Source organism: Stenotrophomonas sp. YJH_SMC_123 (genome assembly GCF_059368215.1).
Map to the genome: position 1 here is coordinate 417,698 of NZ_JCAFRM010000003.1, position 16,707 is coordinate 434,404.

At 69.3% G+C, this 16,707-nt stretch carries 13 protein-coding genes; 2 read left to right on the top strand and 11 right to left on the bottom strand.

Translation table 11 applies throughout. From position 1 onward, the window contains the following. Positions 1–15 precede the first annotated feature (15 nt). Positions 16–396 (top strand): YbjQ family protein, encoded by a 381-nt coding sequence (locus AC5P5W_RS10095; protein ID WP_014648827.1) that lies wholly within the window; start codon positions 16–18, stop codon positions 394–396. 73 nt (positions 397–469) lie between these two features. Here AC5P5W_RS10095 and AC5P5W_RS10100 read toward each other — a convergent pair whose 3' ends face one another. After that, a complete protein-coding gene (locus tag AC5P5W_RS10100; RefSeq protein ID WP_111205364.1) occupies positions 470–3,190 on the bottom strand; it encodes a bifunctional acetate--CoA ligase family protein/GNAT family N-acetyltransferase in 2,721 nt (906 codons plus the stop codon). A 150-nt stretch (positions 3,191–3,340) separates the two neighbouring features. Next, positions 3,341–4,711, bottom strand: coding sequence for a magnesium transporter (gene mgtE, locus AC5P5W_RS10105; RefSeq protein ID WP_197575476.1), 1,371 nt, complete (start codon positions 4,709–4,711; stop codon positions 3,341–3,343). A gap of 346 nt (positions 4,712–5,057) precedes the next feature. Between mgtE and AC5P5W_RS10110 the strand changes: the two genes are divergently transcribed. Continuing rightward, complete coding sequence (locus AC5P5W_RS10110) at positions 5,058–6,836, top strand: monovalent cation:proton antiporter-2 (CPA2) family protein (RefSeq protein ID WP_014648831.1); 1,779 nt, start codon at positions 5,058–5,060, stop codon at positions 6,834–6,836. A 190-nt stretch (positions 6,837–7,026) separates the two neighbouring features. On the opposite strand, the gene AC5P5W_RS10115 is transcribed toward AC5P5W_RS10110, so the two are convergent. From AC5P5W_RS10115 to AC5P5W_RS10155, 9 genes are all read right to left on the bottom strand, one after another. Beyond that, on the bottom strand, positions 7,027–10,365 hold the full coding sequence (locus AC5P5W_RS10115) for an ankyrin repeat domain-containing protein (RefSeq protein WP_111205365.1): 3,339 nt from the start codon (positions 10,363–10,365) through the stop codon (positions 7,027–7,029). Then, positions 10,358–10,618, bottom strand: coding sequence for a YcgL domain-containing protein (locus AC5P5W_RS10120; RefSeq protein ID WP_049404015.1), 261 nt, complete (start codon positions 10,616–10,618; stop codon positions 10,358–10,360). The genes AC5P5W_RS10115 and AC5P5W_RS10120 overlap by 8 nt, the downstream gene beginning before the upstream one ends. A gap of 160 nt (positions 10,619–10,778) precedes the next feature. Further along, positions 10,779–11,219 carry a hypothetical protein gene (locus AC5P5W_RS10125; protein WP_049442064.1) on the bottom strand — a complete coding sequence of 147 codons (441 nt, stop codon included), beginning with the start codon at positions 11,217–11,219 and terminating at the stop codon, positions 10,779–10,781. Positions 11,220–11,280: 61 nt separating this feature from the next. Continuing rightward, positions 11,281–12,519, bottom strand: a complete 1,239-nt coding sequence (locus AC5P5W_RS10130; protein ID WP_014648835.1) for a beta-ketoacyl-ACP synthase — start codon at positions 12,517–12,519, stop codon at positions 11,281–11,283. After that, positions 12,519–13,250, bottom strand: a complete 732-nt coding sequence (locus AC5P5W_RS10135; RefSeq protein WP_032960607.1) for a 3-ketoacyl-ACP reductase FabG2 — start codon at positions 13,248–13,250, stop codon at positions 12,519–12,521. The genes AC5P5W_RS10130 and AC5P5W_RS10135 overlap by 1 nt, the downstream gene beginning before the upstream one ends. Then, on the bottom strand, positions 13,247–13,702 hold the full coding sequence (locus AC5P5W_RS10140; protein ID WP_032960608.1) for a hotdog family protein: 456 nt from the start codon (positions 13,700–13,702) through the stop codon (positions 13,247–13,249). The genes AC5P5W_RS10135 and AC5P5W_RS10140 overlap by 4 nt, the downstream gene beginning before the upstream one ends. Beyond that, the gene (locus AC5P5W_RS10145) at positions 13,699–14,883 is read right to left on the bottom strand and encodes a beta-ketoacyl-[acyl-carrier-protein] synthase family protein (RefSeq protein ID WP_014648838.1); all 1,185 of its coding nucleotides are present in this window, start codon (positions 14,881–14,883) and stop codon (positions 13,699–13,701) included. Before AC5P5W_RS10145 ends, AC5P5W_RS10140 begins: the two co-directional genes overlap by 4 nt. Further along, the gene (locus AC5P5W_RS10150; protein ID WP_014648839.1) at positions 14,880–15,437 is read right to left on the bottom strand and encodes a DUF3261 domain-containing protein; all 558 of its coding nucleotides are present in this window, start codon (positions 15,435–15,437) and stop codon (positions 14,880–14,882) included. Before AC5P5W_RS10150 ends, AC5P5W_RS10145 begins: the two co-directional genes overlap by 4 nt. Further along, entirely contained in the window at positions 15,425–16,675 is a 1,251-nt protein-coding gene (locus AC5P5W_RS10155) for a tryptophan 7-halogenase (RefSeq protein ID WP_197574497.1), read from the bottom strand. The genes AC5P5W_RS10150 and AC5P5W_RS10155 overlap by 13 nt, the downstream gene beginning before the upstream one ends. Positions 16,676–16,707 lie beyond the last annotated feature (32 nt).

Consider the following 16,707-nt stretch of genomic DNA (forward strand, 5'->3'; position numbering starts at 1 on the left):
GATACGGACGCGACCATGGCAGACCCCTACAACAGCGGCACCCCCACCCCACCCGCGCTCCGCTTCGATGATGCGCTGGTCACCACCGCCTTCGAGCTGCCTGGGCACCGCGTCGTGCGCAACCTCGGTGTGGTGCGCGGCATCACCGTGCGCTCGCGCTCGATCGTCGGCAACTTCCTCGGCGGTATCCAGACGCTCTTCGGTGGCAACATCACCATCTATACCGAACTGTGCGAACAGGCCCGCGAGGAAACCTACCGCGACATGGTCAAGCATGCGCGGCAGCTGGGTGCCAACGCGATCATCGGCATGCGCTACGACGCCACCGATGTGATGACCGGGCTGACCGAAGTGCTGTGCTATGGCACGGCGGTGGTGGTGGAACCCATGCGTTGAAGCTGTAGAGCCGAGCCCATGCCCGGCTCAGGCGTGCCCGTGTGATGCAAGGCAGCCGAGCGTGGGCTCGGCTCTACAATGGCACGTCGGGCACCTCGACCTGCTGCACCGGCAGGGTCACCATCATCACCGTCGGGTCGTCCGGGTCCAGCTTCGTCTTGAAGCCCAGGCTCTGGCACATCGCCAGCATGGTGCTGTTCTCGCGCAGCACCTGGCCTTCGACCACGTCCAGGCCCAGCCACTTGGCGTACTCGATCATGATCGCCATCAGCCGCCAGCCGATGCCGTGGCCCTTCAGGTCCGAGCGGATCAGGATGCCGTACTCGCCACGGTGGTAATCGGCATCGGCGTGCAGGCGCACCGCGCCCAGCATCTCGCCGCTGCGCGGTTCGATCGCCACCAGCGCAATCGAGCGCGCGTAGTCGAGCTGGGTCAGGCGCGCGATGAACTCGTGGCTGAAGTGCTTCACCGACTGGAAGAAGCGCAGGCGCAGGTCCTCGTCGCTGACGCGGGCGAAGAACGCACGGAACAGCGCGTCGTCCTCCGGCCGCACCGGGCGCACGAAGGCACGGCCGCCATCGGACAGTTCGATGGTGCGCTCCCACTCCTTCGGGTACGGGAACACCGAGAAACGTGGATGGCCGCGGCCCTTGTGCAGGATGCGCGACGGCGCCACCGCTACGCGGGCGTCGAGGGCGAGGATGCCCTTGCCGTCGACCAGCAACGGGTTGATGTCCAGCGTACGCACTTCGGGAATGTCGGCGGCCAGTTGTGCCAGCTTCACCAGCGCCAGCGCCAGTGCGCGCTCGTCAGCCGCCGGCACGTCACCGTAGGCCTTGAGGATGCGCGAGGCGCGGGTCTGGCCAATCAGCTCGTGGGCCAGGCGCAGGTCCAGCGGCGGCAGCGCCAGCGCCTTGTCGTTGATCACTTCGACGGCAGTGCCGCCGCGACCGACCACGATCACCGGGCCGAACGTCGCGTCATCGGCGATGCCGACAATCAACTCGCGCGCCTTCGGACGCACGATGGTCGGCTGCACCAGCAGGCCGTCGGTACGCGCATCCGGCCGCAGCTGGCGTGCGCGCGACAGGATCGCGTTGGCCGCGCTCTGCACCGCCGGCAGCGTGGACAGGTTCAGGCGCACACCATCCACTTCCGACTTGTGCGGAATATCCGGCGAGAGAATCTTCAGCGCGACCGTGGCACCGCGTTCCAGCAGCGGCTGCGCCAGGTCCATCGCCTCGTGCGCATCACGCGCATGCATCACCGGCGCGGAGGGAATGCCGTAGGCCTTGAGCAGTTCATGCGTAGCCAGCGGGTCCAGCCACTGCTGGCCGTTGGCCAGCGCGGCATCGACCAGTGCGCGCGCGGCGGCCGTGTCGACGCTGAAGTCCTGCGGCAGGCTGGGCGGCGTTTCCATCAACGCGTTCTGCGCTTCGCGGTAGCGCACCAGATGCTGGAAGCCACGTACGGCTTCGGCCTCGGTCGGATAGGTCGGCACCCGCGCCGCGTTGAGCGTGGCGGTGGCCTGGTCGTCGTTGCCTAGCCACACCGCGAACACCGGCTTGTCGCGGTGGTGGCGCGGGCGCAGGCCGAGCGTGCGGGTGAGTGCCTGCGCGGCGTCCGCCGATGAGGTGAACGCGGTCGGCACGTTGACCACCATCACCGCGTCATTCTCGTTGTCGGCCAGCAGCGCTTCGATGGCCGCGGCATAGCGGTCACCATCGGCGTCGACCACGATGTCGACCGGATTGCTGCGCGACCAGCCCTGTGGCAATACCGCATCGAGCTTCTGCACCGTGCTGTCGGACAGGGTGGCCAGTGTGCCACGCAGCGCGATCAGCTGGTCCACGGCAAGGCGGCCGACGCCGCCACCATTGCTGAGAATGGCCAGGCGGCGGCCAGGGAAGGTGCCCAGCCGCCCCAGTGATTCGGCGGCGGTGAACAGCTCGTCCAGCGCACCGACGCGCAGCAGCCCGGCGCGGTTGAAGGCCGCACCGTACACATCATCGGCGCGGGCCAGGGCCTGCACATGGGTATCGCGGCTGCCCGGCTGCACGCGCTCGGCGCGGCCGGACTTCACCACCACCACCGGCTTGGCGCGGGCGGCGGCACGCGCGGCCGACATGAACTTGCGCGCGTCCTTGATCTGCTCGACGTAGAGCAGGATGGCGCGGGTACGGTAGTCGGTGGCGAAGTAGTCGAGCAGGTCGCCGAAGTCGACGTCCATCGTATCGCCCAGCGAGACCACGGCGGAGAACCCGACCGAGCGCGCCACGCCCCATTCCACCAGCGCGGCGGCAATGGCCGAGGATTCGGAGATCAGCGCGAGGTCGCCGGCCTGCGGAAAATGTGCGGCGATGCTGGCATTGAGCCGCGCGTGCGGCGCGATCACGCCCAGGCAATGCGGCCCGAGGATGCGCAGGCCATGCTTGCGCGCCACCGCCTCTACCTGTGCAGACAACGAACCGGGGCCTTCGCCCAGGTGCGCGGTGAGGATGATCGCCGCCTGCACGCCACGTTCGGCGGCAGTGCGCACCACCTGCGGCACGATCGCCGCTGGTGCGGTGATCACCACCAGGTCGGGCACCCAGTCCAGGTCCTTCAGCCGCTTGACCGTGCGGATGCCATCGATCTCGGCATGCCGCGGATTGATCCACGCCACCTTGCCGGGGAAGCCGGTGCCACGCAGGTTGCGCATCACCGCGCGCCCGGCCGAACGCTCGCGCGGGCTGCCGCCGATCACCGCGACCGACTGCGGACGGAACACGGACTGCAGGTGGTAGGTACTCATGCGCCTACGGTACCCAAATTCCGTGGCGATGGGGTCGGAGGCGGGGTCGGACCCCTTTTCGCAGGAAAGGGCTCTGATCCCCTGCTGCGGATATCCGGGGTCAGAGCCCTTCGCTGCGCGAAGGGATCCGACCCCGGCGTGCACGTTTTGTTACAGCAGCGTGCCGTGCAGGATCATCGCGGCGATGCTGAAGTAGATCACCAGGCCGGTCACATCCACCAGGGTGGCCACGAACGGGGCCGAGGCGCTGGCCGGGTCGAAGCCGAGCCGCTTCAGGATGAAGGGCAGCATCGAGCCGGACAGCGAACCGAAGGTGACGATGCCCACCAGCGCGACGCCGATGGTGATCGCCAGCAGGATCCAGTGCTCGCCGTAGTCGTGCAGGCCGCCCAGCTGCCAGATCACGATGCGCACGATGGCCAGGCAGCCGAGGATGGCGCCCAGCACCATGCCGGTCGGCACTTCGCGCAGGGCCACCTTCCACCAGTCGCGCAGGCGCAGTTCGCGCAGTGCCAGGCTGCGGATCAGCAGCGAGGTGGCCTGCGAGCCGGAATTGCCACCCGAACTCATGATCAATGGGATGAACAGGGTCAGCACCACCGCGCGCGCCAGTTCGTCCTCGTAGTGCTGCATCGCGCTGGCCGTCAGCATCTCGCCCAGGAACAGCACGCTCAGCCAGCCGGCGCGCTTGCGCAGCATCTCGAAGAAGCCGATCTGCATGTACGGCTTGTCCAGCGCTTCCATGCCGCCGAACTTGTGCGCGTCCTCGGTGGATTCCTCGATCAGCGCATCGAGCACGTCGTCCACGGTGACGATGCCGAGCATCTGCTGCTGCGCGTCGACCACCGGAATCGCCAGCAGGTCGTGGCGGCGGATCAGCCGTGCCACCTCTTCCTGGTCCATCAGCGCATCCACTGTTACCGGCGGATTGACCTGGGCCACGTCCAGGATCGATTCCTCGGGCAGGCCGGTGATCAGCCGGCGCATGGTCACCACCTGCTGCAGCTGCTGGCTGGCCGGCTCCAGCACGTAGATCGCGTACACCGTCTCGCGGGTGCGCTCGACCTGGCGGATGTGCTGCAGGGTCTGCGCCACGGTCCAGCTGGCGGGCACCGCCACGTACTCGGTGGTCATCAGTGCGCCGGCGGTGTTCGGCGGGTAGCTGAGCAGCTTCTGGATGACCTGGCGGGCGTCGGTGCCCAGCAGCGGGATCAACCGCGCGCGCTCTTCCTCATCCAGCTCGTGGACGATGTCGGTGGCGCGGTCGTCGGCCATCAGGCCAAGCAGCGCCGCAGCCCGCGCGGGTGGCAGCGCGGCCACCAGCTCACCGCTGCGGTGCAGCTCCGGCGCTTCGAGCATCTTCACTGCACGCGGCAACGGCAGCGCAGCCAGCGTTTCCGCGGCGCGGGTCAGGTCCAGCGTGTTGAGGAATTCCACCGCGTCGGCGGTGTTGTAGTTCGCCAGCGGTGCGGCCAGTGCGGCGGCATCGGCCACCGGGCGCAGCAATTGCTTCTGGTTCATCGGTTTTGCCTTGTGGGGATGCGACCTCGCGCAACGCCAACGCAGGCAAACCGTCCCGGTGTCAGGCGGTGGCCATCGCTGGCGTCGAACGAGGTCGACTTCTACTGTCGCTGGACATGGGTTGGGGACTCCGGGATGCGTATGCCAACGGACGCGCCGCCAGCGGCGGGCAGTCTGGACCCGTGGGCCATGCAGGTCAACCTGGGCGCCCCGCGCTGGGTGGCCGCCCGGCCGGTTGTTCTCGTGCATACACAGGCCGGCGCGCATAATGTCGTGGTGGCGCTCGCCACGCCCTCCCCCATCCGAACGGACGCACAGCGGGCTCCCCCGATGACCAGGTATTCCCATGCATAGCGGTGGTCTGGAACTGGCCCTGGTGCTGCTGCTGGCGGCGGTCATCGCCGTGCCGGTGTTCAAGAAGTTCGGCTTCGGCGCGGTACTGGGCTACCTGGCGGCCGGCGTGGTGCTGGGCCCGGACGGGCTGGGCTTCGTGCAGGACGCCGACCGCATCCTCGGTGCCGCCGAGATCGGTGTGGTGATGCTGCTGTTCGTGATCGGCCTGGAGCTGTCACCGGCACGCCTGAAGGTGATGCGGCGCTCGGTGTTCGGCGCCGGCGCGGCGCAGGTGGCGTTGTCCGGGCTGGTGCTGGGCGGCCTGCTGCTGCTCGATCACTTCCAGTGGAAGAGCGCGCTGGTGGTCGGCGTGGCGCTGGCGCTGTCATCCACCGCGGTCGGCCTGCAGCTGCTGTCCGAGCACAAGGCGATCAACAGCGACCATGGCCGGCTCGGGTTCGCCATCCTGCTGTTCCAGGACCTGATCGCGATCCCGCTGCTGGCGGCCATCCCGCTGCTGGGCGGAGTGAAGAACGAGACCCTGCGCTGGGAAGATGCGGCCGTGGCGCTGGGTGCGCTGGCGGTGGTGATCCTGTGCGGACGACCGGTGCTGCGCAAGGTGTTCAGCATCATTGCGCGCACCCGCAGCCCGGAAGTATTCACTGCCACCGCCCTGCTGGTGGTGCTGGGCACCGCCTGGTTCATGCAGGAAGCCGGCCTCAGCCCCAGCCTCGGCGCGTTCCTGGCCGGCGTGCTGCTGTCCGATTCGGAGTTCCGGCATGAGCTGGAAGCGCAGATCGAACCATTCAAGGGGCTGCTGCTGGGCCTGTTCTTCATCGCAGTGGGCATGGGCATCGACCTGGACCGCATCGCCGCCGAGCCGTGGCTGATCGCCGCGGGTGTCGGCATCCTGCTGGTGGTCAAGTTCAGCCTGCTCTACGCGGTTGGACGTGTCGCCCGGCTCAGCTCGCGGCAATCGCTGCTGCTGGGCAGCGTGCTGTGGCTGGGCGGCGAGTTTGCCTTCGTGGTATTCAACGAGGCACAGCGCGCGCACCTGCTGGGCAACGCCAACCACGACCGGCTGGTGGCGATCGTCGGCCTGTCGATGGCGATCACGCCGCTGCTGATGATCGCGCTGCTCAAGCTGCTCGGCCAGGAAAAAGCCGCACCACGCGCGGCGGCCGAGGCTGACAAGGTGGCGCCGGACAACCGGCCCAAGGTGCTGATCGCCGGCATGGGACGCTTCGGCCAGGTGATCGCGCGCCTGCTGACCGCGCAGAAGGTGCCGTTCGTGGCGCTGGAGGCGAACCCGGACACCGTTGCCGACCTGCGCCGCTTCGGCAACCAGCTGTACTACGGCGATCCGACCCGGCCGGAGATGCTGCGTGCGGCGGGGGGCGAGCACATCGATGTGTTCGTGATCACCGTGGATGACCCGGAGACCAACCTGCGCGCGGTACGCATGGTGCGCCGGCTGTACCCGGACGCGACGGTGCTGGCGCGTGCACGCAACCGCCAGCATGCGTGGCGCCTGATGGACATGTCGGCCGAGCCGTTCCGCGAAGTGTTCGGCACCAGCCTTGAGATGAGCGGACGCGTGCTGACCGCGCTGGGCGTGGCGCCGGACGTGGCCGAACGCCATGTGCAGCGCTTCCGCGAGCACGATGAGCAGCTGCTGCGCGACCAGTATCTGGTGTACGACGACGAGGCAGCGGTGATCCAGACCTCGCGCGACGCACGCAACGACCTGATGCATCTGTTCGAGGCCGACGCGGAAAGCGACGGCAAGTAGGCGTGCCGACCAACGGTCGGCACCCACCGGGGGCACGATCGGCACCCACCGGGGGCAGGGTTGGCACCGACCCGATCGATGGCGGACCCGGTAGTGCCGGCCGCTGGCCGGCAGCCTCGGTATCCCGGAGGTCTCAGCAGGTTGCCGGCCAGCGGCCGGCACTACCCACTGCGGATTCCGATCCCGGTGCTCAACCGTTGTCGCGCAGGAACCGCGCCATCGACGAAACGCCCGGCACGCGCGGTTCGAACTCGCCAGCGACGTCGATGAAGCCGCGCATCACCGCGATCTCGCGCGGGCTGCGGTTGAGGCTGTCGCGCACTTCCGGATCGGCACCGGCGCGCAACAGGCGCTGCACCAGCAGCGGCAGTCCATGCAGGGCGGCCAGATGCAGCGGGCCGAAGCCGCGCGGATCGCGCACGTCCAGGCTGACGTCCTCATCCAGCAGGCGCTCTACCGCCGCCATCACCACCTGCTCGTCGCAGGCGGTACCCGGCTCGGCGCGTGCGCCCAGCAGCAGCAGCAGCGGCGTGACCGAACCGGCGGCGGCCTGGTCCGGCTCGGCGCCCGCCAACAGCAGGGTGTCGAGCAGGGCCAGCAGGCGCGAGCGGTCGCGGGCACTGAAACCGTACAGCGCGGCACAGTGCAGCGGGCCCAGCTGCTGCGCGTCACCGGCATGCACGTCGGCACCGGCAGTGAGCAGGCGCGCGACGATGTCCGGCAGGCCCAGCGCCGAGGCCAGCATCAGCACGGTCACCCCGCCCGGCAGGCGATGTTCCAGCTTGGCGCCGGCATCGAGCAGGGCCGAAACGATGTCGACCTGGCGCATGCTGACCGCCGCCGACAGCGGCGTCGCACCGCTTGCAGCGGCGTGCTGCGGATCGGCACCGCGCGCCAGCAGCAGGTCGGTCACGGCCAGGTGGCCACCACCGGCCGCACGCAGCAGCGCGGTGCAGCCCTGTGCGTCGACCGCGTCGACGGCAAATCCCAGATCGATCAGGCGGCGCACGGCGTCCACATCACCGGCCATCGCAGCGGCCGGCAGATCGGCCTCGCGCAGGGTACGGCGTGGCAGCGGCCACACCCGCCAGTCCAGCCAGTCGGCCAGGTCACGGCGACCGATCGACAGCGCCACGCCCAGTGGCGTCTGACCGTCGGCGGCACGTGCTTCCGGCGAGGCACCGTGCTGCACCAGCAGCTTCAGCGCGCCTTCGCGGGCCAGGGCGGTGGCCAGATGCAGTGCGGTCATGCCATGGCTGTCGCGCGCTTCGCGATCGACACCGGCCTTGAGCAGGGCCTGCTGCAGGCGCAGCCAGCCCAGGCGTACCGCCAGCGACAGCGGTGGGTCACCGGCCGGCGAAGCGGCGAACGGATCGGCGCCACGCTCCAGCAGTTCCAGCGCCAGTTGTTCCAGGCCGCGGGCGGCCTGGTCGTGCTGTGCGCAGGCGGCCAGGAAGCGTGCCAGCCCACCGCGCCCGGCCGGCGACAGGCCGCGCTGCAGCATGACCTGCAGCGCCGGCACCGCGTCGATGCCGCGCGACAGCAGCGCGAACATCGGCGTATCGGCGCAGGCGTCGCGCACATAGGGATCGGCACCGTGGGCCAGCAGCCAATCGACCGCGCGCGGCTCCAGGGCCAGCTCCGGATCGAGCAGCAGGCCGCCCAGTTCTTCCGGCTGACACAGCCTGGCCAGCGCGGCCATGCCATCGGTGTTGCCGAAGCCCAGCGCTTCGCGCAGCAGGGTCAGCGGCGGACGGTCCGGCAACAGGCCGCTGGCGCTGGCCGCTTCACCGCGCTCGGCCAGGCCATCACTGACGGCTGCCGGCAGCGGATAGGACGGGTCCAGCAAGGCCACGATCGCCCAGCGGCCCGCTTCGGCCGCATAGTCCACCGCGCGGCGGCCAACCGGGTCGGTGGCGTCGGCGGCGATGCCCAGTTCCATCAGGCGCTTGATCAGCAGCGGCGAGACATCCTCGGCCATCACTGCCAGCTGCACCGCATTGCGGCCTTCGCCGTCCACCGCGACCAGGTCCGGCTTGTGCGGCAGCAGGTGCTCGACCACGGCGGCACGGCCGGCACGGGCGGCTTCCAGCCACGGCGTGCGGCCCAGTGCATCGCGCGCTTCCAGGTTGGCGCCGGCGCCCAGCAGCACGCCGATGATCTCCACGTGGCCGGCCAGCGCTGCCTCGTGCAGCGCGCTGCGGCGCTGGCGATCACGCGCGTCGGCGCGTGCCTTGTGCTTGAGCAGCAGCTGCACGCCGGCCGGATCGTCGTCCTCGGTGGCGGCGGCGGCCAGCAGCACCGGGGTGCCATCGGCCGGTTCGCTGCGTGCACCGCGCTCGAGCAGGAAGCGGGCCAGGCGCCAGTTGCCGACCTGGCAGGCCACCGCCAGCGGCGACCAGCCCTCGCGGTTCAGCGCATCGACTTCGGCAGCGGCATCGCGCAGCAGCGCGGCAACGCCCGGGTCGGAACTGCGTGCGGCATGGTGCAGCGGGGTGTTGCCATCGCTGTCGGTGGCACGCGAATCGGCACCGTTGGCGAGCAGGGTCATCACCGCTTCGGGGCGGCCATGCCAGCTGTCACGGGTGGCGGCCAGCAGCGGGGTCATGCCCCGGTGCGGCGCGTTCACATCAACGCCGCGGGCAATCAGCTCGCGCAGCAGGCGCAGGTCCGGCAGCACCGCCGCCAGCACCGCCAGGCTGCGCTGGTCACGCCAGTTCGGGTCCGGCAGCGCATACGGATCAGCACCGGCCTGCAGCAGCTGCAGGCCACGGTCGACGCGGCCCTGGCGCGCGGCCTCATACAGGGCCGGTGTCAGTTCCTGCGGCGCCATCGCCTCCAGCGGCGCGGTTTCGGCCGCAGCGGGGAACATCGGTTCCTGTTCGCTGCTGGCAGCGGCGAACGGGCTGGGGCGCAGCGACACCAGCGGCGCGGGCGCGACCCGCTGCAGCAGCAGGTGCAGCGCCGGCGACAGCAGCACGACCGCCAGTGCGGCGGGCCAGCGTGCGCCGTCCGGCAACAGGCCCGGCCAGGCCGGCAGCACCACCAGTGCGGCCAAGGCGATCACCAGCGCCGCCACGCCAAGACCACGCCAGGCGGTCAGGTCGCGGCCGGCCAGCGCCTGCCAGTGCTGGGCCAGGCTGCCATCCAGGCGTTCGACATCGTTCCACAGCGGCCAGGTGCGCCAGGCCGCCAGCAGGCCGGCACTGACCAGCACGCTCAGGCCCAGCACCGCCGCCAGGCTGCCGCTGTCACGCAGGGCCGCCAGCGGCCAGGCCAGCAGCAGCGCCAGCAGCAATGGCGCGGCAGCCCACAGCGCCAGCAGTGCGGGCAGGTCCTGGCGTGCGACCACCTTCAGCGGCAGCAGCGCACGGCTGCGACGCCACCACGACACGCCCAGCGCGAACGCCGGCTGCGCCAGTGCGGCAAGGATGGCACCCGGCACACCGCCCACCGCGGCGCCCAACGCCAGCATGGCACCCACGGCGAAGGCGATCGACAGGGCACGCGGACGGGAGGTGTCAGTCATAGTGTCGCGGCATCAGGCTGGCCACCGACGGCGGTACCTGCAGGTAGAACCCGCGTTCGCTCATTTCGCTGCGGACCTTTTCAGGATCGGCCTGGGCCAGGCGGCGCTGGACATCCAGGGCCACCTCCAGGACGAAGGTGAGCGTCCCCAGCGAGGTGAGCAGCGGCGCGGGCAGCGCGCTGAAATCATCGCGTCGGGGAACGTAGACGTAGGTGTCCGGCTTGAGTTGGCTTTTATAGACGTAGGCGTGCATGTCCGCGGGACGATAACCCGGGAAGAGCCATGATTGTGTCGGAAAGCCGACACCGGGGAAAGCCGTCAGCCGACGATGGCGGCGCGATCGGCGGCGTTTCCCTTGCGAGGTTCAGCAATGTGGCGGCGACGTTCAGCCAACGCCGCCGCCACGCGGGCGCTTACTTGACCTTGGCGTAGGTGCCCTTCAGCGCGACACCGGCGAGGATGGTGCCGGCGTAGCACTCGTAATTGGTGCTGCTCTTGAACTCGTTCTTCTTGTAGTAGCTGACGATGTCGACCACGGCGTTGGCGCCGCGCGACCTGGCGCCGTCCTGCAGCGCGCGCAGCGCCGACAGCGCGACCCAGCGGCAGGCCTCGGCATCGCTCTTGTTGGCGGCGTTGGTCTTCTTGTTGGTCACGTCTTCACCCAGGCGCTGCTGCACGCTGACCGGCTGGCCGGCCAGGTAGAAGCGCACGCTGCCGTCGATGCCGGCGTCCTTGGCAGCCTGCGAGCTGACCAGCTCCTGCAGGGACTGCTCGACGCGGGTATCGCGGGCAGAGGCGGTGGAGGTCAGGGCCAGCAGCGCGGTGGCAGTGGCGAGCATGAGAGTGCGGCGCATCGAAACTTCTCCTTGTCAGGGGTGCGGGTGGATGGCGGAAACAGTGCGGTGGGGCGGTGGATCACTCGCTCCAGCGGCGGAACACCAGTGAGGTGTTGATGCCGCCGAAGGCGAAGTTGTTGCTCATCACGTACTCGGCCTGCAGTTCGCGGCCCTGCCCGGTGATGAAGTCGAGCTGGCCACAGCGCGGGTCGACCTCGGCCAGGTTCAGGGTCGGCGCGAACCAGCCGGCGCGCATCATCTGGATGCTCAGCCAGGCCTCGAACGCGCCACAGGCACCCAGCATGTGGCCGACATAGCTCTTCAGCGAGCTGATCGGCACGCGGTTGCCGAACACCTGCGCGGTCGCCTGGGTTTCGGCGATGTCACCGTGGTCGGTGGCGGTGCCGTGGGCGTTGACGTAGTCGATCTGCGCCGCGTCCAGGCCGGCATCCTCCAGCGCCAGGCGCATGGCCTGGGCCATGGTGTCGGCGCTGGGCTGGGTGACGTGCTGGCCATCGCTGTTGGTGCCGTAGCCGACCACCTCGGCAAGGATGGTGGCGCCGCGCGCCTGCGCGTGCTCCAGGTCTTCCAGGATCAGCGTGCAGGCGCCCTCGCCCAGCACCAGGCCATCACGGCCGGCATCGAACGGGCGCGGGGTGGTCTGCGGCGCATCGTTGCGCACGCTGGTGGCGAACAGGGTGTCGAACACCGCCGCTGCGGTGGCATCGAGCTGCTCGGCACCGCCGGCCACCATCACCGTCTGCTTGCCACTGCGGATCGCTTCATAGGCCGCACCCACGCCCTGGCTGCCGGAGGTGCAGGCACTGGAGGTGGTGTACACGCGCCCGGACAGGCCGAAGAACACGCCGATGTTGACCGGCGCGGTGTGGCTCATCATCTTCAGGTAGGTGGTGGCACTGATGCCATCGGTGGTGAACTCGTTGAGCATGCGCCCGAATTCGCCGGTGGCCTCGTGGCTGCCCGAGGACGAGCCGTAGGCCACGCCGGTACGGCCGCTGCGCAGCACCGGATGCTCGTGCAGGCCGGCTTCACGCAGTGCCACCTCAGTGGCGCGCACCGACATGATCGCGACCTTGCCCATCGAGCGGGTGGTCTTGCGGTTGTAGTTCGGCGGCAGCTCGAAATCCTGCGCCGGCGCGGCCAGCTTGGTGTTCAGCCCGGCATAGACATCCCACTCGGGCATCGCACGCACCGCATTGCGGCAGCTGCGCAGGTGTGCCTCGATGGTCGGCCAGTCGTGGCCGAGCGGACTGATGGCGGCGGCACCGGTGACCACCACGCGACGATCAGCGGCCATCAGATCATGCCTCCGTTCACCGAGATCACCTGGCGGGTGATGTAGCCGGCCGGCTCGGACAGCAGGAACGCCACCGTGGCCGCCACTTCGTCGGGACGACCGACGCGGCCGGCGGGAATCAGCTTGAGCGCGTGTTCAACCACTTCATCGTTGAGCATTTCGGTCTCGATCAGGCCCGGGGCCACGCAGTTGACGGTGATCTGGCGGCTGGCCAGTTCCAGCGCCAGGGCCTTGGTGGCACCGATGATGCCGGCCTTGGCGGCGCTGTAATTGACCTGCCCGCGGTTGCCGGCCAGTCCGGACACCGACGACAGGGTGATGATGCGGCCAGGCTTGCGCCGGCGCACCATCGGCATGATCAGCGGATGCAGTACGTTGTAGAAACCGTCCAGGTTGGTGTGGATGACCTGGTCCCAATCCTCCGCTGACAGTGCCGGGAAGGCACCGTCACGGGCGATGCCGGCGTTGCAGACCACGCCGTAGTACGCGCCGTGCGCTTCGACATCGGCCTCCAGCACAGCGCGTGCGGCCTCGCGATCAGCCACGTCGAACATCAGTACGCGGGCCTGCTGGCCCAACGCGTGGATCTCGGCCATCACGGCCTGTGCCTCATCCAGGCGGCTGCGGCAATGCACCACCACGTCGAAGCCGTCACGCGCGATGCGCAGCGCGATGGCCCGGCCGATGCCCCGGCTGGCGCCGGTCACCAGCACGCTTCGATTCCCTGTCATGCCTGTCCACTCTCCAGATAGGCCATCGCATCGGCCGGTTCGAACACCGACACGTTGGCTGTCGCCCATTCGTCCTCGCCTGCCAGGATGCGGCAGGCGAACATCCCCAATCCATTGTCACCCAACAGCTCGCAGCGCGCCTGTACGCGCAGCCGCGATCCGCTGGGAAAGCTGCTGCGCGGGCTGCTGTAGCGGCGGCTGCCAAGCAGGAAGCCCAACTGCGGCGGCTTGCCCGCCGCACGCGCACGGCAACCGGCCCAGGCCGCGATGGCCTGCGCCATGTATTCGATGCCGACCCACGCCGGCACCTGGCCCTCCTCGACGAACAGGCCCGCGTCGGGCACCACCAGTTCGGCCTCGATGGTGTCCTGGTCCCAGTGCGTGATGCGCTCCAGCAGGCACATGTCCTGGCGGTGCGGCACCACCTCTTCGATCGCGTACAGCGTGTTCATCGACGCTCCAGCGCCAGCACGGCATTGCTGCCGCCGAAGGCGAACGAATTGCTCAGCACCCGCCGCGGTGCCTGTGCCAGGCGGGTGGCCGGTGCGACCAGCGGCAGTGCCGGCAGCGCGGGGTCTGCCACGCCGTCCCACCAGTGCGGTGGCAGCTGCTGCTGCGGGTTCCCGGCCAGCACGATCCAGCACAGTGCAGCTTCGATCGCGCCTGAAGCACCCAGCGTATGGCCGGTCAGCGGCTTGGTCGAACTGGCCGGCACCTGGTTGCCCAGCACCTGCGACACCGCCAGGCTTTCCATCGCATCGTTGTGGCCGGTGGCGGTGCCATGCAGGTTCACGTAGTCCACTTCATCGGCCGCCCAGCCGGCGCGCTGCAGCGCCTGCTGCAGGGCATCGATGGCACCCAGGCCCTGCGGATCGGGGGCGGACATATGGTGCGCGTCGGCCGATTCGCCCCAGCCGGCCAGGCATACCGGGCCGGGTTCGCGGGTGAGCAGGAACAGCGCGGCACCCTCGCCGATGTTGATGCCGGCACGGTGCTGCGAGAATGGATTGCAGCGCAGGGCCGACACCGATTCCAGCGCGCTGAAGCCGGCCACGGTGAAGCGGCACAGCGAGTCCGCGCCACCTGCGATCACGGCGTCGACGATACCGGCCCGCAGCATGCGTGCCGCCGACATCAGTGCCTTGGCACTGGACGAGCAGGCGGTGGACAGGGTCCACGCCGGCCCCTGAGCGCCGCTGCGCTGGCGCACGAACTGCGCGGCAGTACCCATTTCCTGCTGGGCGTAATCGAACCCGGGCGGCCATTGGCCCTGTTCGGCATGGGTGCGCAGGGCCTGCTCGGATTCACCGATGCCCGAGGTACTGGTGCCCAGCACGACCGCCACGCGTTCGGCGCCGTGGCGGGCGATCGCGGCGGCCACCGCCGGTGCGATCTGCGCCAGTGCCACGTCCAGCAGGGCGTTGTTGCGCCCGCGCAGGGCGGCCGGCAGTTCTTCCAGCGTCGGCAGCGGTGTACGCACCTGCCCCAGCGCCAGGGTGTGCCCCGGCAGCAGGGTATCGTTGTCGCTGAGCCCGCCCGGCACGCCGGCGAACATCGCCGAAGCCACCGCGTCGCGGCCATCGCCGAGCGCGCAGACCACGCCCAGATCGTTCAGATAGATCGGTGCACTCATCGATCCGGCCCGGCCATGTCGATCGATTCGATGCGCAGCGCATAGCCTTCGGCGCGGTTGTCCAGCTGCACGCTGCCATCGTCCAGGCGCTGCAGCTGCAGCCACACCGTGCCGTCGCGCGACAGGCTGCGCTGATGGCCATCGTCACGGACCTGCCAGCCGGCTGGCAGCGCGGCCGCGATGGCTGCGGTCGGCCACAGCGCGAACTGCAGGTCATCCAGCACGCGCTCGGCGCGCACCTGCGGCGGCAGCCACGGCGCGCGCTGCTGGGTCAGCTGCCGGCCGTCCCACTGCAGGCGCACGCCGGTCTGGCCCATCGCCTGCACCGCCAGCTGCACCTGCTGCGCATCGGCTTCCAGCAGTGCATCCAGGTCGCGCTCATGCGTGCCGAACCGGAAATGCAACTGCTGCTGCAACGCCAGCGGCGCCGGCAGGCTGGCCGGCGACAGGCGCAGCGGCGGCAGTTCCACCAACGGCTTCGGCATGCGGCCGGCGCAGGCCACCAGCAGCAGGCTCAGCAGCAGTGCTGTCGCAGGGGCGATCAGGCGCCGCACAGCTGCTCCAGCACGCGCATGCGGCGGCCACTGTCATCGGCCACGTACGGGTTGTTGGTGTCCCAGGCGTAACCGGCCAGGATGGAGCTGATCATGTCGCGCACTTCGGGCTGCTGCTGCGGGTGGTAGATGATCTTCTGGAAACCGCCTTCGTACCAGCTTTCGACAAAGCGGCGGAAGGTCTTCACGCCCGCCCGCAGCGGGACCGAGAACTCCGCTTCCCAGTCCACGGCTTCGCCGGCATAGCGGCGCGCCAGGCATGCACTGGCCAGCTGCGCGGACTTGAAGGCGATGGTCACGCCGGACGAGAACACCGGGTCGAGGAACTCGCCGGCATTGCCCAGCAGGGCATAGCCCGGCCCCCACAACGAACTGACATTGGCCGAGTAGCCGGTGATGCGGCGCACCGGCAGCACCGCCCATTCGGCATTGGCCAGCAGCCGGGTCAGGTTCGGGTCCTCGCCGACCATGGCCTGCAGTTTCTGCAGGTCGTCGCCCTCGTAGCGCTCGAAGAACGACGGTTCGGCGACCACGCCCAGCGAGCAGCAGCCGTTGGAGAACGGGATTGTCCAGTACCAGACGTCGACGTGCTCGGGATGGGTGGTGATCAGGATCTTGTTGCGGTCGAAGTCCGCTTCGGCCGGAATGTTGTCGCGCACGTGGCAGAAGATCGCCCCGCGCACCGGGAAGTTGGACGGGGATTCCAGCTGCAGCAGGCGCGGCAGCAGGCGTGCGAAGCCCGAGGCGTCGAGGATGAAATCGGCCTCGATGCGGTACTCGCTGCCGTCCGGGCGGCGCACCGTCACCGCCGGCTGCTCGCCGGCTTCGACCGACAGCACTTCATCACCGAAACGCAGCGTGGCCCCCATGCGCTCGGCACCGCGCGCCAGCACGTTGTCGAAGTCGGCGCGCTGCACCTGGTAGGTGGTGCCCCAGCCCGGCGAGAACTTCTTCCTGAAGTCGAATGCGGTACGCGCTTCGCCGTGCACGAAGGCCGCGCCGTTCTTGTGCTGGAAGCCGGCTTCGACCACGTCCTGCAGCAGGCCGGCGGCCTCGATGTACTCCATGCTCTGCGGCAGCAGGCTTTCGCCGATGGAGAAGCGCGGGAACTGCTGGCGCTCCAGCATCAGCACCTGGCGGCCCTGCTGGCGCAGCATCGCCGCAGCCACGGAGCCGGCCGGGCCGGCACCGATGATCAGGATTTCAGTACGTTCGACAGCATCCACAGCAGTATTCATCGGTGCGTCCTTGTTGCTCGATCAAGTGGAAA

Excerpts from the sequence above, each read along its gene's own strand:
- AC5P5W_RS10135 (WP_032960607.1), bottom strand. The coding sequence starts at position 13,250 with ATGACAGGGAATCGAAGCGTGCTGGTGACCGGCGCCAGCCGGGGCATC.
- AC5P5W_RS10130 (WP_014648835.1), bottom strand. The coding sequence starts at position 12,519 with ATGGCCGCTGATCGTCGCGTGGTGGTCACCGGTGCCGCCGCCATCAGT.
- AC5P5W_RS10120 (WP_049404015.1), bottom strand. The coding sequence starts at position 10,618 with ATGCACGCCTACGTCTATAAAAGCCAACTCAAGCCGGACACCTACGTC.
- AC5P5W_RS10110 (WP_014648831.1), top strand. The coding sequence starts at position 5,058 with ATGCATAGCGGTGGTCTGGAACTGGCCCTGGTGCTGCTGCTGGCGGCG.
- mgtE (WP_197575476.1), bottom strand. The coding sequence starts at position 4,711 with ATGAACCAGAAGCAATTGCTGCGCCCGGTGGCCGATGCCGCCGCACTG.
- AC5P5W_RS10145 (WP_014648838.1), bottom strand. The coding sequence starts at position 14,883 with ATGAGTGCACCGATCTATCTGAACGATCTGGGCGTGGTCTGCGCGCTC.
- AC5P5W_RS10095 (WP_014648827.1), top strand. The coding sequence starts at position 16 with ATGGCAGACCCCTACAACAGCGGCACCCCCACCCCACCCGCGCTCCGC.
- AC5P5W_RS10155 (WP_197574497.1), bottom strand. The coding sequence starts at position 16,675 with ATGAATACTGCTGTGGATGCTGTCGAACGTACTGAAATCCTGATCATC.
- AC5P5W_RS10115 (WP_111205365.1), bottom strand. The coding sequence starts at position 10,365 with ATGACTGACACCTCCCGTCCGCGTGCCCTGTCGATCGCCTTCGCCGTG.
- AC5P5W_RS10100 (WP_111205364.1), bottom strand. The coding sequence starts at position 3,190 with ATGAGTACCTACCACCTGCAGTCCGTGTTCCGTCCGCAGTCGGTCGCG.
- AC5P5W_RS10140 (WP_032960608.1), bottom strand. The coding sequence starts at position 13,702 with ATGAACACGCTGTACGCGATCGAAGAGGTGGTGCCGCACCGCCAGGAC.
- AC5P5W_RS10125 (WP_049442064.1), bottom strand. The coding sequence starts at position 11,219 with ATGCGCCGCACTCTCATGCTCGCCACTGCCACCGCGCTGCTGGCCCTG.